General features: G+C 37.4%; 14 protein-coding genes. 12 read left to right on the plus strand and 2 right to left on the minus strand.

Translation table 11 applies throughout. The annotated features are described in order from the left end of the window. The first annotated feature begins 44 nt into the window (after positions 1 to 44). The 4 genes from B9N79_RS16920 to clpB all read left to right on the plus strand — a co-directional run bounded on the left by B9N79_RS16920 (position 45) and on the right by clpB (position 4,786). The gene (locus B9N79_RS16920) at positions 45 to 695 is read left to right on the plus strand and encodes an SDR family oxidoreductase (RefSeq protein ID WP_046216716.1); all 651 of its coding nucleotides are present in this window, start codon (positions 45 to 47) and stop codon (positions 693 to 695) included. A 107-nt stretch (positions 696 to 802) separates the two neighbouring features. Further along, entirely contained in the window at positions 803 to 982 is a 180-nt protein-coding gene (locus B9N79_RS16925) for a YjzC family protein (protein WP_019393850.1), read from the plus strand. A gap of 80 nt (positions 983 to 1,062) precedes the next feature. Continuing rightward, positions 1,063 to 2,103 (plus strand): nicotinate-nucleotide--dimethylbenzimidazole phosphoribosyltransferase, encoded by a 1,041-nt coding sequence (cobT, locus tag B9N79_RS16930; protein WP_082023558.1) that lies wholly within the window; start codon positions 1,063 to 1,065, stop codon positions 2,101 to 2,103. A gap of 88 nt (positions 2,104 to 2,191) precedes the next feature. Further along, positions 2,192 to 4,786 (plus strand): ATP-dependent chaperone ClpB, encoded by a 2,595-nt coding sequence (clpB, locus tag B9N79_RS16935; protein ID WP_040057153.1) that lies wholly within the window; start codon positions 2,192 to 2,194, stop codon positions 4,784 to 4,786. Positions 4,787 to 4,810: 24 nt separating this feature from the next. Here the strand turns inward: clpB and B9N79_RS16940 are convergent, their stop codons facing one another. Continuing rightward, complete coding sequence (locus B9N79_RS16940) at positions 4,811 to 5,014, minus strand: YjzD family protein (protein WP_019393847.1); 204 nt, start codon at positions 5,012 to 5,014, stop codon at positions 4,811 to 4,813. Positions 5,015 to 5,258: 244 nt separating this feature from the next. Between B9N79_RS16940 and B9N79_RS16945 the strand changes: the two genes are divergently transcribed. From B9N79_RS16945 to B9N79_RS16960, 4 genes are all read left to right on the plus strand, one after another. Further along, positions 5,259 to 5,993 carry an alpha/beta fold hydrolase gene (locus B9N79_RS16945; RefSeq protein ID WP_019393846.1) on the plus strand — a complete coding sequence of 245 codons (735 nt, stop codon included), beginning with the start codon at positions 5,259 to 5,261 and terminating at the stop codon, positions 5,991 to 5,993. Positions 5,994 to 6,105: 112 nt separating this feature from the next. Continuing rightward, complete coding sequence (locus tag B9N79_RS16950) at positions 6,106 to 6,954, plus strand: NAD-dependent epimerase/dehydratase family protein (RefSeq protein ID WP_048896697.1); 849 nt, start codon at positions 6,106 to 6,108, stop codon at positions 6,952 to 6,954. A gap of 113 nt (positions 6,955 to 7,067) precedes the next feature. Continuing rightward, a complete protein-coding gene (locus B9N79_RS16955; protein WP_040057152.1) occupies positions 7,068 to 8,024 on the plus strand; it encodes a BMP family ABC transporter substrate-binding protein in 957 nt (318 codons plus the stop codon). 63 nt (positions 8,025 to 8,087) lie between these two features. Then, positions 8,088 to 8,279: a ComZ family protein gene (locus B9N79_RS16960; protein WP_019393843.1), complete on the plus strand. Its 192-nt coding sequence runs from the start codon at positions 8,088 to 8,090 to the stop codon at positions 8,277 to 8,279. Between the two features lie 47 nt (positions 8,280 to 8,326). Here B9N79_RS16960 and B9N79_RS16965 read toward each other — a convergent pair whose 3' ends face one another. Further along, positions 8,327 to 8,590 carry a hypothetical protein gene (locus B9N79_RS16965; RefSeq protein ID WP_019393842.1) on the minus strand — a complete coding sequence of 88 codons (264 nt, stop codon included), beginning with the start codon at positions 8,588 to 8,590 and terminating at the stop codon, positions 8,327 to 8,329. Positions 8,591 to 8,928: 338 nt separating this feature from the next. Between B9N79_RS16965 and B9N79_RS16970 the strand changes: the two genes are divergently transcribed. From B9N79_RS16970 to B9N79_RS16985, 4 genes are all read left to right on the plus strand, one after another. Continuing rightward, positions 8,929 to 9,867, plus strand: coding sequence for a beta-ketoacyl-ACP synthase III (locus B9N79_RS16970; RefSeq protein WP_019393841.1), 939 nt, complete (start codon positions 8,929 to 8,931; stop codon positions 9,865 to 9,867). A gap of 59 nt (positions 9,868 to 9,926) precedes the next feature. Then, positions 9,927 to 11,162, plus strand: coding sequence for a beta-ketoacyl-ACP synthase II (gene fabF, locus B9N79_RS16975; protein ID WP_019393840.1), 1,236 nt, complete (start codon positions 9,927 to 9,929; stop codon positions 11,160 to 11,162). A 108-nt stretch (positions 11,163 to 11,270) separates the two neighbouring features. Next, the gene (locus tag B9N79_RS16980) at positions 11,271 to 12,053 is read left to right on the plus strand and encodes a DUF2268 domain-containing putative Zn-dependent protease (protein WP_019393839.1); all 783 of its coding nucleotides are present in this window, start codon (positions 11,271 to 11,273) and stop codon (positions 12,051 to 12,053) included. 254 nt (positions 12,054 to 12,307) lie between these two features. Further along, on the plus strand, positions 12,308 to 13,057 hold the full coding sequence (locus tag B9N79_RS16985; RefSeq protein WP_019393838.1) for a YjbA family protein: 750 nt from the start codon (positions 12,308 to 12,310) through the stop codon (positions 13,055 to 13,057). The last annotated feature ends 25 nt before the right edge of the window (positions 13,058 to 13,082 follow it).

Raw genomic sequence — 13,082 nt, forward strand, 5'->3', positions numbered from 1 at the left:
AGAAGGACAAATTAATTTTGTGGGTAGAGAGGATGAAAAGATCAATGAATGTACTTATTGTTGGAGCAAACGGTACTACAGGAAATATTCTTGTCGAAAAACTAGGAAAAAGCGGTGAACACAAAGCAGTTGCCATGGTTCGAAAAGAGGAACAAAAAGCCAAAATGGAGCAACTAGGAGCAGATGAGATTGTGATTGCTGATCTTGAAAAAGATATAGAACATGCTGTAAAAGGAATGGATGCCGTCATTTTTGCAGCGGGATCAGGTTCAAAAACCGGTCGGGATAAGACATATGCTGTTGATCAAGAGGGAGCGAAGCAACTTGTAGATCAAGCGGAAAAGCATGGAGTAAAACGTTTTGTTATGTTGAGTTCCATGGGAGCCGGAAATCCAGATGCTACATCAGACCAGAATATGAAAGCTTATCTTGAAGCAAAAGGCTCTGCTGATGAGCATCTACAGAAATCTAGTCTATCCTATGTAATTGTGCGTCCTGGACCCCTTTCTAATGATGAGGAAAATGGCCAAATTGAAGCAAAAGAAAAAATTGAAGATATGAAAGACCGCTCCATTCCGAGAGCAGATGTTGCAAACGTGTTGATTGAATCTTTAACAAACGAGCATGTAACAAATAAAACATTTGAGATTTTATCTGGTGAACGTCGTATAGAGGAAGCACTTGAAAACATGTAGAAAACGGCCGATATGGCCGTTTTTTCTATGGAAGTTTTTAATAGGTAGTAATGAAGCTTAGAAAGGGTATATTAAGAGGGCGGAAAAGCTTATAAGGAGGTTTTACAATGGGTCAAAATCGACACTTTACACCAGGACAAAAAGCTCCTAACAATGGCCGATATATTGAAATCGGTGAGACAGGAAGCAATGTAAACAATCCGAAGCAATTGAAGCTTAAAGCAGGCGATCGTTTCCCTGAAACGTCAAACGATGACCGTCACTGGACATATATGAGAAAACCATAACAGTTGGAGCTCGCTTTTATTTTTTAAAGCGAGCTCTGCCTTTTTCGTTTAAAATGGAAGTGAAAGGGGTACGTATAAATATGTTAAACAATACAGTAAAAAACATTACAGAAGTTGATGTACATAAAAGGGAAGAAGCAACCAAACGTGTAGACACGCTTATTAAGCCATTAAAAAGTTTAGGAAGACTTGAAGAGCTCTACATACAGCTTGCAAGCATTACTGGAACTCTACATCCAAAAGTAGATAAAAAAGTTGTGCTCGTAATGGCTGGAGATCACGGCGTATTTTCAGAAGGAGTAACAGCTTTTCCTCAGTCTATTACTGCTTTGCAGACAGAGCTTTTTACTAAGGGAGTTACAGGAGTTTGTGCTTTAGCAAGACAAGCTAGAGCAGAAGTTATTGTAGCAGATGTAGGCGTTGCAGCGGATATCAATCATCCACTTATTCGAAACTATAAAATTGCTTATGGAACAGGAAATATTAGAAGGGAAGCTGCCATGACAAGACAGAAAGCAGTAGCGGCACTTGAGGTCGGTATTCGTCTTGCTAATGAGCAAATTGATCAAGGGAAAAACTTGCTTGGCACAGGAGAAATGGGGATTGCTAACACAACTCCAAGTGCCGCCATTGTATCTCTTTTTACAGGGAAAGATCCAGAGGAAGTAACAGGGGTAGGAGCAAACCTTCCAACAGCAAAGTTGTCACATAAAGCCCTTGTCATTAAAGAAGCAATTCAACGACATAAGCCTAATAAAACTGATGGGGTGGACGTTTTAGCGAAGATTGGCGGATTTGAAATTGGGGCAATGGCCGGAGTTATGTTAGCTGGTGCAGCGCGGAAAATTCCTGTTGTTGTGGATGGATTTATTTCAACATCAGCAGCCCTTATTGCTCATGCTATTGAGCCTAAAGTTCTTCCTTATTTAATTCCTGCTCATTTATCAATGGAGCAAGGAGCAAAAGCAGCAGCCGAGTTTTTAGGATTTAAACCTTTGTTAGAACTAGGACTTTGTCTTGGAGAAGGAAGCGGTGCAGCTCTTTCTTTTAACATTATTGAAGCAGCAACATTTATGAATGAAGATATGATGACTTTTGAAGAAGCAGGTATGAAAATCTAAGCATTCGAGTTGTTCTAAAAGGAAAAAATTTATATACTATTACTAAAGGTCAAAGAAAGTCAAATTAGTGAAATGGTGTGTGATTTAAATGGATATGAATTCAATGACAGGGAAAGTGCAGGAGGCCATTCAGCGTGCGCAAAATCTTGTAATTGAAAAACATCATCAGCAAATTGATCTTATTCATATGCTATCGGCTCTTTTAGAAGACAGAGAAGGAATAGCGCAGCGCATATTGGAAAAATTGAATATTTCAGTAACGGACTTTAGAACTGATGTTGAAAAAGCTGTTGAGCGGAAACCTGTTATAACAGGATCAGGAGCCCAAGGGGGGTCCATTTATATTACGAGCTCTTTTTCGGCTCTTTTACAACGAGCAGAAAAGAAAGCGGAAGCTTTTAAAGATGCCTACATTTCAGTAGAACATATTGTACTTTCATTAGCAGAAGACGAACAGAAAGAAATTAAAGACTTATTTTCAAAATATAACCTAACTGAAAAAGAAATTTTACAAGTTGTGAAAGCAATAAGAGGTGATTCCCACGTGAATAGTCAAAATCCTGAAAGCACATATGAAGTGCTTGAGAAATACGGACGTGATCTTGTTCAAGAAGTACGTGAAGGGAAAGTTGACCCTGTCATTGGAAGAGATGCAGAAATTCGTCGTGTTATCCGGATTTTATCCAGAAAAACGAAAAATAATCCTGTGCTTATTGGGGAACCTGGAGTAGGGAAAACAGCGATTGTGGAAGGATTAGCGCAGAGAATTGTACGCAAGGATGTACCTGAGGGGCTTAAAGATAAAACGATCTTTTCCCTTGATCTTGGAGCGCTTGTTGCAGGGGCAAAGTTTAGAGGGGAGTTTGAGGAAAGACTAAAAGCTGTTCTTCAAGAAATTAAGAAAAGCGATGGTCGTATTTTACTTTTCATTGATGAGCTTCATACAATTGTTGGAGCTGGTAAAACAGAGGGGGCAATGGATGCTGGTAATCTCCTTAAGCCAATGCTTGCTCGTGGTGAACTTCACTGTATTGGAGCGACAACTCTTGATGAGTATCGTCAATATATCGAAAAAGATGCTGCACTTGAACGAAGATTTCAACAAGTTCAAGTAGCAGAGCCAACTGTTGAAGATACGATTTCAATTTTACGCGGATTAAAAGAACGTTTTGAAATTCATCACGGAGTCAATATTCACGATAGAGCGCTTGTTGAAGCAGCAACGCTTTCAGATCGTTATATTTCAGACCGTTTTTTACCTGATAAAGCCATTGATTTAATTGATGAAGCATGTGCAACAATTCGTACAGAAATTGATTCAATGCCTGCTGAGCTTGATGAAGTAACCCGACGCATTATGCAGCTTGAAATTGAAAAGGCAGCTTTAAGTAAAGAAAAAGATAGCATAAGCCAAGAACGTCTCAGCATTCTGGAAAAAGAGCTAGCAGACTTAGAAGAATCATCTAAATCAATGCGTCTTCAATGGGAAAAGGAAAAGGGAGATATTGAGTCACTTCAAGAAGTAAGAGAGCGTCTTGAAAAAGCTCGCCGTGATCTAGGGGAAGCTGAAGGAGCTTACAATTTAGAAAAAGCAGCAGAGCTGAGACATGGCCAAATCCCTCAGCTTGAAAAAGAACTAGCGTCTCTTGAAAAACAAATGAGTGAAAGAGAAGAACACAGCTTGCTCCGGGAGGAAGTAACGGAAGAAGAAATTGCCGAGATAGTAGGAAGATGGACTGGAATTCCAGTTGTTAAGCTTGTTGAAGGAGAAAGAGAGAAACTGCTTCGCTTAGAATCTATCCTAGAAGAGCGTGTAGTGGGACAAAGTGAAGCTATCGAACTTGTCACAGACGCAGTACTACGTGCAAGAGCTGGTGTGAAAGACCCTAGTAAACCAATTGGTTCTTTTATCTTTTTAGGGCCAACAGGGGTAGGAAAAACAGAGCTTGCAAAAGCGCTTGCTCAAAGCTTGTTTGACAGTGAAGACCAAATGGTTCGCATTGATATGTCAGAGTATATGGAAAAGCACGCTGTTTCCCGTTTAATCGGAGCTCCTCCTGGATATGTGGGATATGAAGAAGGTGGACAATTAACAGAAGCAGTGCGTCGTAAGCCTTATTCTGTTATTTTGCTTGATGAAATTGAAAAAGCTCATCCAGAAGTATTTAATGTTTTATTACAAATGCTTGATGATGGGCGTATAACAGATTCTCGCGGAAAAACCGTTGATTTTAAAAATACAGTAATTATTATGACATCAAATATTGGATCACATTACCTTCTAGAAGGATTAGAAGACGGTAAGCTGACAGAAAGCGCACGTGGAAGCGTTATGAATGAGCTTCAAGCCCATTTTAGACCAGAGTTTTTAAATCGTATTGATGAAACAATTTTATTTAAGCCACTTACTGTACGTGAAATTACAGGGATTGTAGATAAAATGTTAAAGGAGCTTAGCGAACGATTGCAAAATCGTCAAATTTCTGTTGAATTAACAGATGAAGCTAAGCAGTATGTAGCGAAAGAAGGATTTGATCCTGTATATGGAGCAAGACCTCTCAAACGTTTTATTCAAAAGAATATTGAAACCAAAATTGCACGTGAAATCATTAAAGGAACTATTCAAGATAATGATCATATCGTTTTCGATATGCAAGACGGCGAATTTTTCATTACAAAATAAAAAGCAGAGGATTAATCCTCTGCTTTATTCTTTACCAAGTTCTACTTTTCTTTTTTCTTCTTCACCAGTGCCAAGTGCTTCTCCTAGGATAATAACTAGTACTGTTACAGCAACAGATAAAATAGAAGCAACGGTAAAATTATATGTACCACCTTGCATCGAATTTACAACATATGCTGTCATGTTTACTAATAAAAAGCTCCAAAATAAAGATACGATAACTCTCAATTCCTCACCTCATTCTCCCTGCTTTTGCTCCTATTGTACCACAGCCTTTAGAGGATTATCATTGTAAAGAAAAAAACTTTTTGAACATTTTAAAACAGATGAAAAAGAAAACAGATACTAAAAAAATGCGGAGACTAGGCGCTCTACCCTATCATTTCTCTTGTTTTCTCATAGACTGTTCATAGCGAGAGAACATTTTGCTTTCTTGTTAAAGTTAGAGAGTAACTATTCGGGGGACAACATTATGAATTGCCGTTACTTTATGCTTGAAAATCAATGGAACGTTATTCATCTTCCTGAAAAGCCAAATGGATTTGGTATTTTAATTTTAGGGGACAGCAACCATTTTGTAGAAGGTTCAACTAGTTTATGGACTCAGCATAAGGGGAGAGAACGGCTGGTAGACTGCTTACTTGAAAAAGGATACACAGTGTTTTATTCAAACTTGTTTGGAGCAAATTGGGGAAGTATAAAAGCTTTTCGTTTAGCAAGACAGCTTTATCATCTTGTTATACGTCAGGAGATTTTAAATCGAAAAATCCATTTATTAGCAGAAGGGATGGGAGGGCTTCTTGCTCTTCAATTGATGGAAGAAATGTCTGAGGAGATTCGATCTACTGCTTTTCTCAATCCTTGTTTAGATTTTGAGCTTTACTATAAGCAGGCTCAAAAACATCCTTTTTTCTTAAAGCGTCTTGAAAAAGAGTATCGTGAAGCACATAATCTAACACGTTCCACGACGCGTGAGGCAATGGAAAATCATGTGCGGCTTGAATATTATCAAAACGAAGTGCCAGCCAAAATTTGGGCCGATGTACGAAATTCTTCTCCGTATTCTGTTGAGCATAGTAAGCAATATGAAAAATTGAAAGGTGAGCAAGGAGGAAATGTAGAAATTTCTTTTTACTTGCCTGAGAAACAGTATTTATTTTCAAAAGCGCTTTGTTCATTCTATAAGAGCTGGGAACAAGAACTATAAAGAGTAAGAAGACCTTTTTAAAAAAGGTCTTCTTTTAGTGGAAATAAATAAGTATTGCAAAGCTTATTTCACGCATACGATACAGTATCATAATTAGAGAAGGAGCCTTCATATGAAAAAGGTAGCTATTATTGGTGCAAATAGATTTTTAGGTTTTCATTTAACAAAAATCTTCTTAGAGCAAGGTACAGAAGTTTATGGATATATCCATGATGGTCATCCTGCAGAAGGAATTGTGCGAAAAGAAATGTCCTTTATGTATGGCCGTAATGCAAACTTTACAGAAGTAACAGAACTTTCTAGAATTTTTGAAGATCGAAATATTGAAGCAGTGTATTTTACTTACATAGATGGAGGAGATCTTTATAGACGTTCATTTTTAAGAGGTAAAATGGTTGAAGCTTATGATGCATTAAAACAGACTATCTCTTTTTGTAAACGCCAGCATATTCCCCTCATTTTTCCATCATCTCTAGAGGTTTTCGGAGATCATCAGCAAACTGTTGAGAAAACCACGCTTCCAGAACCGACAACAGCAGCTGGTAAGCTATATTATGAGTTTGAAAAAAAACTTCAACATCACTGTAACCAAAAAAGTTGTTATATCGTACGATGTGCCACACTTTATGGGCCATTACAGCCTATGTCAATGGTTTTTCAGCAATCTTTCCTTGGAAATCAAATCTCTAAAATTTCGGAAGACAAACGAGATCTATTATATGTAGAAGACGTTGCATTAGAACTTAGTGATGAGAGTAAGCTAAATAAATTGGATCCTCTTTCCCATTTTATCTCTGGTCAAAAGAGACAATGGCAAAAAGCAGCATCCTTAGTTGGAATAAAAGGAGACAAAAATAGTCCTCATATCTTTTGTCAGGGCCATCATATTGCCCATACAAAAGTTGAGGAAGGAATTGAGAAACAGAGAAAGAGTACAGAGTTACTGTTTCTGGAAAAGTAATAAAACCTTTTATCTAATGGAGGAAATAGGTTTTTACAAAGGGTTATCAAAGTTGTAGAATATAGGAGAACTAAACATTTGACTCGAGGCAGTGAAAGGTGTAAATGAGAGAAATGAATAACAAGAAGAAAGGTTTAGGGCTTCTATGCCTTCTTTTTTTGCTTTTAACAGGGTGTGACAATAAGCCACATAAAATCGAAAAAGTGGGTTTGCTTATCCCAAGTACTGTGAATGATCAAGTATGGGGGACGAAAGGTTATACAGGACTTGTGGGTATTCAATCTGAGTTTGGTGTTGATATTTTTTATAAAGAAAAAATAGATTCAGAGAGTGTCATAGAAGAAGCGGTAGAAGAATTTCATAAAAGAGGCGTCAATTTAGTCTTTGGACATGGTGATATTTATACGCCTGTCTTTAATAAGCTTGGAAAAAAGTATCCTGATATGCATTTTGTAGGGTTTAATGGAGATGCAAAAGAGGATAATGTAACAAGTTTGAATTTTAGCGCTTATGCTATGGGTTTTTTTGGTGGCATGGTAGCGGGAAAGATGACGGAGACAAATCAAGTAGGAATCATTGCCGCGTACGCATGGCAGCCAGAGGTAAAAGGGTTTGCTGATGGAGCTGCTTTTCAGAATAAGAAAGTAAATGTTGATATTCGCTATGTTCATAGCTGGGACGATGTGCAAGCAGCATCGCATATTCTTAACAATATGCTTCAAAAAAATGTTGATGTTGTATATCCAGCAGGGGATGGCTATAATGTTCCACTTATTGAAGAATTGAAAGAAAGAAACCTTTATTCAATTGGATTTATCTCTGATCAGAGCCATTTTGGTGGAAATACGGTATTAACAAGTACTGTTCAGGATGTTGCTCATCTTTATGTTGTCGCAGCTGAGAAGTTTGATAAAGGCGAGCTGCAGTCAGGGAATGCTTACTTTGATTTCCAAGATGGAGTTGTTTCAATGGGGGAATTTAGTCAGAATATAGATGAGTCGTTTCGAGAAAAAATACAGCGAGATATTGAAACTTATCAAAAGACAGGAAAGTTACCAAATGAAAAGTAGCGTTTCTTCTTTTTTTTCGTTAAGATAGAAACAGTAACGTTAAATAGAAAAGAGGAACATAAGATGGATGAAAAAGGTATGCAGTTCATGCAAATTGCAATGAAGTATCTTCCAGAGGCAAAGCAGCTCTTAGATGAAACAGGAGCAGAGCTTACCGCCGAACATCTTCAGCCGTTTATGTCATTGCTTACAAAAGTGATGAATGAAGCATATGAGCTTGGTAAACAAGATGCACTAAATTCTGAAGAAGCATAAAAAAAGCAGCTAAGAGTATCCTCTTAGCTGTTTTTTTCTTAGAACGTTTACTTGTTTAACCACTTTAGAAAAAGAGGAGAAATTTCTTTTAAAAGAGGCTTCACACGTTCTAAAGAAGCCATAATTTCAAACATTTGCTCAAAAAGTTCCATATTCTCATAGGTTTCAAAATAATTTGTTTCTTCAGCTTCTACTTTTTGGATTTCTTCGAATTCAAAATCTTGTTCTTCAGTCTCTTTTTCTTCTTCCTTTGTTGTTGCTCTATAACCGAACATAAGCTTAGAGAAATGGTCCATTTCACGGTCTGCCAAACCTTTCCCCTCCCTTTGACTAAATTACCCAATCCTCAATTATTACTATATGATAGGAACTTAGAAAGGTTTAGGGCAAATAACTATAAATACTAAACTTTTTGAGAGAGTTGTATAGAATGAAGTGGACAAATACACTAAAATAATTTAAAATTAGTACCAAGTCATAATAATTGATATTAAATTACAATGCTATTTTGCTCAGTTCAGTCTCAGGGGGACGAGAACAAAGCGATTTTTTTATGTCTTAAAAGTTTTATTGTATAATAGAGAGCGTGTAAAAAATAAATGATAGTAAATGATAAATAAAAGAGTTTTCTTTTAAAGGAGTTGCTCATATGAATGCAGGAATAATTGGAATGGGGCGCTATTTACCAGAAAAAATCCTCACAAACCATGATCTTGAAAAAATGGTGGATACATCTGATGAATGGATTCGCACAAGAACAGGAATTGAACAGCGTAGAATTGTAGCAGAAAATGAAAAAACATCGGATATGGCTTATCATGCTTCAGTAAGAGCTCTAGAGGACGCAGGTATCACAGCGGAAGAGCTTGATATGATTATTGTATCAACTGTAACACCAGATCAGCCATTCCCAACAGTTTCTTGTATGATTCAAGAGCGACTTGGTGCAACTCGTGCAGCAGCGTTAGATATTAGTGCTGCTTGTGCAGGGTTTATGTACGGTGTGATTACTGCAAAACAATTTATTGAAACAAATGCGTACAAAAATATTCTTGTTATCGGAGCTGAGACGCTTTCCTCTATTACTGATTGGAATGATCGTAATACGGCTGTTTTGTTTGGAGATGGAGCAGGGGCAGCTGTGATTGGACCAGTATCAGAAGGAAGAGGAATTTTATCTTTTGAGCTTGGAGCAGATGGAACAGGCGGAAAACACCTTTATCAAAAACAAAAAGATTTTATTTTTATGAACGGTAGAGAAGTATTCAAATTCGCCGTTCGTCAAATGGGAGAATCTGCAGTAAATGTAATTGAAAAAGCAGGCTTATCAAAAGAAGATGTGGACTTTTTAGTTCCACACCAAGCAAATATTCGCATTATGGAATCTGCTCGTCAGCGTCTTGATCTTCCTGAGGAGAAGATGTCTAAGACTGTGAACCTTTACGGAAATACATCAGCAGCTTCTATTCCGATTTCTCTTGTTGAAGAGCTAGAACAAGGGAAGATTAAAGATGATGATGTGTTAGTTATGGTTGGTTTTGGCGGTGGATTAACATGGGGCGCGATTGCTATGCGTTGGGGAAGATAAGCTTTTTATAAAAAATTCTTTATTTTAAGGTTTGAAATGAAAGAAAAGGAGATGTCTACATGAAACGTCGTGTTGTTGTTACGGGTGTTGGGGCTTTAACACCACTAGGGAATGATGCTAAAACATCATGGGAAAATGCTATTAAAGGTGTATCAGGAATTGGAGAACTAACAAGAGTTGATAAAGAAGAGTTCTCTGCAAAAGTAGCGGCGGAAGTAAAAGACTTTGAAGTTGAAAAATATATGGATCGTCGTGAAGCTCGAAAGATGGATCGCTTTACTCAATATGCTGTTGCTGCTTCACTTATGGCGGTTGAAGATGCAAAACTTGAAATTACAGAAGAGATTGCTCCAAACGTTGGAGTATGGATTGGTTCTGGTATCGGTGGAATGGAAACATTTGAAAACCAGTTCACAACATTAACAGAAAAAGGCGCGCGCCGTGTGAGTCCTTTCTTTGTACCAATGATGATTCCAGATATGGCAGCAGGCCAAGTATCAATTGCTCTTGGAGCAAAAGGATTTAACTCTTGTACTGTTACAGCTTGTGCTACAGGAACAAACTCTATTGGAGATGCATTCAAAGTTATTCAACGTGGTGATGCTGATGCAATGGTTACAGGAGGAACAGAAGCGCCAATTACAAGAATGTCACTAGCTGGTTTCTGTGCAAACAAAGCTTTATCAACAAATCCAGACCCAAAAACAGCTTGCCGTCCGTTTGATAGTGACCGCGATGGTTTTATCATGGGAGAAGGTGCTGGAATTCTTGTGCTAGAAGAGCTTGAGCATGCACTTGCTCGCGGTGCTCACATTTATGCTGAAATTGTTGGTTATGGTGCGACAGGAGATGCGCATCATATCACTGCTCCAGCTCCAGGCGGAGAAGGCGGAGCTCGCGCAATGCGTATGGCTCTCGAAAATGCAGGATTGAAACCTGAAGATATTGATTATATTAACGCACACGGTACAAGTACAGAGTATAACGATAAATATGAAACAATGGCAATTAAAGAAGTGTTTGGTGAACATGCTAAAAAACTTGCCATTAGCTCAACAAAATCAATGACAGGTCACTTACTTGGAGCTGCTGGTGGAATTGAAGCAATCTTTAGTGTAAAAACGATTGAAGATAGCATTATCCCACCAACAATTAACTATCAAACTCCTGATGAAGACTGTGATTTAGACTACGTACCAAATGAAGCTCGTTCTCAAGAAGTGAACGCAGTATTAAGTAACTCACTTGGTTTTGGTGGTCACAATGCAACTCTTATCTTTAAAAAATATCAATAAAGGCTAGACTTCAAAGTGCTCTTTCAACATTAAATGAAAGAGCGCTTTTTTGTGCATTTTCCTTTTCCCCGCATATGATGTCATAAAAGCATAAAGGAGACTTAAAATATGCAGGTTATGAAGATGTACGAATGGGAAAAGGAGCAAGTAGTTTCAAAGCTCATCCCTTTTTTTAAAGGATATGACAACCAGCACATCTTACCTCTTTTACAGAGGAATGGAATGCTTCCCATTCCTCAGTGGGAAAAGGAAAAGATACGTCCTATTTTTTCAAAAGAAGTGCTTTTATGTATTAAGAAAACGTATAAGGAATTGCAAAAAGAATGGGAAGGCCCAAACGTTCCTCTTTTTCTTGCACCACTAGACGTAATGAAGAAAAAAATGGTTCGCACTCAGCGTGGAAAATCAGGATTAGCCTTTAATGATAAGGTGTTTCTTTTCTTGAGCGAAAGTTTACCTTTAAAAGAGATTCAGGCAGTTCTTGTACACGAATATCACCACGTATGTCGATTACACAAAATAAATAAAAAAGAAGAAAACTATACACTCATTGATTCTATTATAATGGAAGGACTTGCAGAGTCTGCTGTTCAAGAATACGTTGGAGAAGACTATGTTTCTTCTTGGACTTCATACTATACAGAAAAACAGGCTCATCATCTGTTTAAAAAGGTAATTAAACCTTCTCTACATGTAAAAAGAAGAGAGCGAGCTCATGATCAATTGCTTGTTGGAGGGGGATTTATGCCAAGGATGGTTGGGTACCATGTTGGTTTTCAAATTGTTCAAACTCTACTTTCAAACCAATCTTACAAAATGAAGGATTTATTTTTTTTAGACGGGCAGAGCATACTAGAAAAGTCAAAGTGGGCTGAGGAAAACTTTTCATAAAACTTTAAAAACAGCGTTTTATAGGAGAGTAGAGGGGGGAATTTTATTACAAAGGTAGTAAGTAAGTTGTGGTCTTGTTAAGATTACCTTTCTTATGGAAAGCATCTTCTTAAACCTTTAAAATACATTTCTTCTCTTTCATATATCGAAAAATGTAGAGGAATGTTGGATAAAATATGTGTTGAAATAGAATAAAAAGAGTTTTCTATGCCTATACTGATTTTTAATAAACAGTGATAAAGCGAGGGATAAAAATGCTATATCTTCATGACGTATGGGTCAATTGGTTTGAGGGTGAAGAAAATGGTTACAATGTATGTTCATTTCATGAATGGAGAAAAGAAGATACTGTAGAGTTGTTAGATCAGGCTCCGCTTCTTAAAATTAATTCTCTGCTTTTTGATTACATTGAAAACGATTTAGCCGAGCTTCCAGAGCAGCTTCTATCTGATATCTATCAAAAAGCATATATCAGAAAAAATCATGAACGCATTCAAATGGACTATTGTTTTATTGTAACAGATGGAAAAAATATTTTAGCTATTGATACAATGGGATATCAAATTCCAATTCGCAAAAGTCGTCTTATTCCAAGGCAAGAGCAAATTGTTTATGAGATGGTGAAAGATGAAAATGAACTTTTCTTTCAATTCGATAAAGAGCAGCTCTTAAAAAAGGAACATCATATTTTATCGCCGTCTCCTATATTAATGAATGGCTTAACACGAAAAGAAAGACAGCTTAAGCAACTTCTTTTTATGGCTTTAGATCAATTACATACATCAAAGAATACAGCTCAGCTTCGCTACTGGTACACAGAGTGGAATCCAAGTGAGTATGAAGTAATTCAAACAATGGCTTTTAACGAAGTGTGGGAGCGACTTTACGAAGAAACAAAAGAAGGATGGTCAGGACGACACCTTTTACTATGTGAACGACTTGTAAAAGGACAGCCATTCTTTGAAAAACTGTGGGAAATGGAACAAGAATCAAAGGTAAATTAAAAAAAGGCTGCACTTGCAGCCTTTT

The organism is Priestia filamentosa, assembly GCF_900177535.1.
Taxonomy (GTDB): domain Bacteria; phylum Bacillota; class Bacilli; order Bacillales; family Bacillaceae_H; genus Bacillus_I; species Bacillus_I filamentosa.

Coding starts and splice junctions, on each gene's coding strand:
- B9N79_RS16920 (WP_046216716.1), top strand. CDS start 45: ATGAATGTACTTATTGTTGGAGCAAACGGTACTACAGGAAATATTCTT.
- B9N79_RS16925 (WP_019393850.1), top strand. CDS start 803: ATGGGTCAAAATCGACACTTTACACCAGGACAAAAAGCTCCTAACAAT.
- cobT (WP_082023558.1), top strand. CDS start 1,063: ATGTTAAACAATACAGTAAAAAACATTACAGAAGTTGATGTACATAAA.
- clpB (WP_040057153.1), top strand. CDS start 2,192: ATGGATATGAATTCAATGACAGGGAAAGTGCAGGAGGCCATTCAGCGT.
- B9N79_RS16945 (WP_019393846.1), top strand. CDS start 5,259: ATGAATTGCCGTTACTTTATGCTTGAAAATCAATGGAACGTTATTCAT.
- B9N79_RS16950 (WP_048896697.1), top strand. CDS start 6,106: ATGAAAAAGGTAGCTATTATTGGTGCAAATAGATTTTTAGGTTTTCAT.
- B9N79_RS16955 (WP_040057152.1), top strand. CDS start 7,068: ATGAATAACAAGAAGAAAGGTTTAGGGCTTCTATGCCTTCTTTTTTTG.
- B9N79_RS16960 (WP_019393843.1), top strand. CDS start 8,088: ATGGATGAAAAAGGTATGCAGTTCATGCAAATTGCAATGAAGTATCTT.
- B9N79_RS16970 (WP_019393841.1), top strand. CDS start 8,929: ATGAATGCAGGAATAATTGGAATGGGGCGCTATTTACCAGAAAAAATC.
- fabF (WP_019393840.1), top strand. CDS start 9,927: ATGAAACGTCGTGTTGTTGTTACGGGTGTTGGGGCTTTAACACCACTA.
- B9N79_RS16980 (WP_019393839.1), top strand. CDS start 11,271: ATGCAGGTTATGAAGATGTACGAATGGGAAAAGGAGCAAGTAGTTTCA.
- B9N79_RS16985 (WP_019393838.1), top strand. CDS start 12,308: ATGCTATATCTTCATGACGTATGGGTCAATTGGTTTGAGGGTGAAGAA.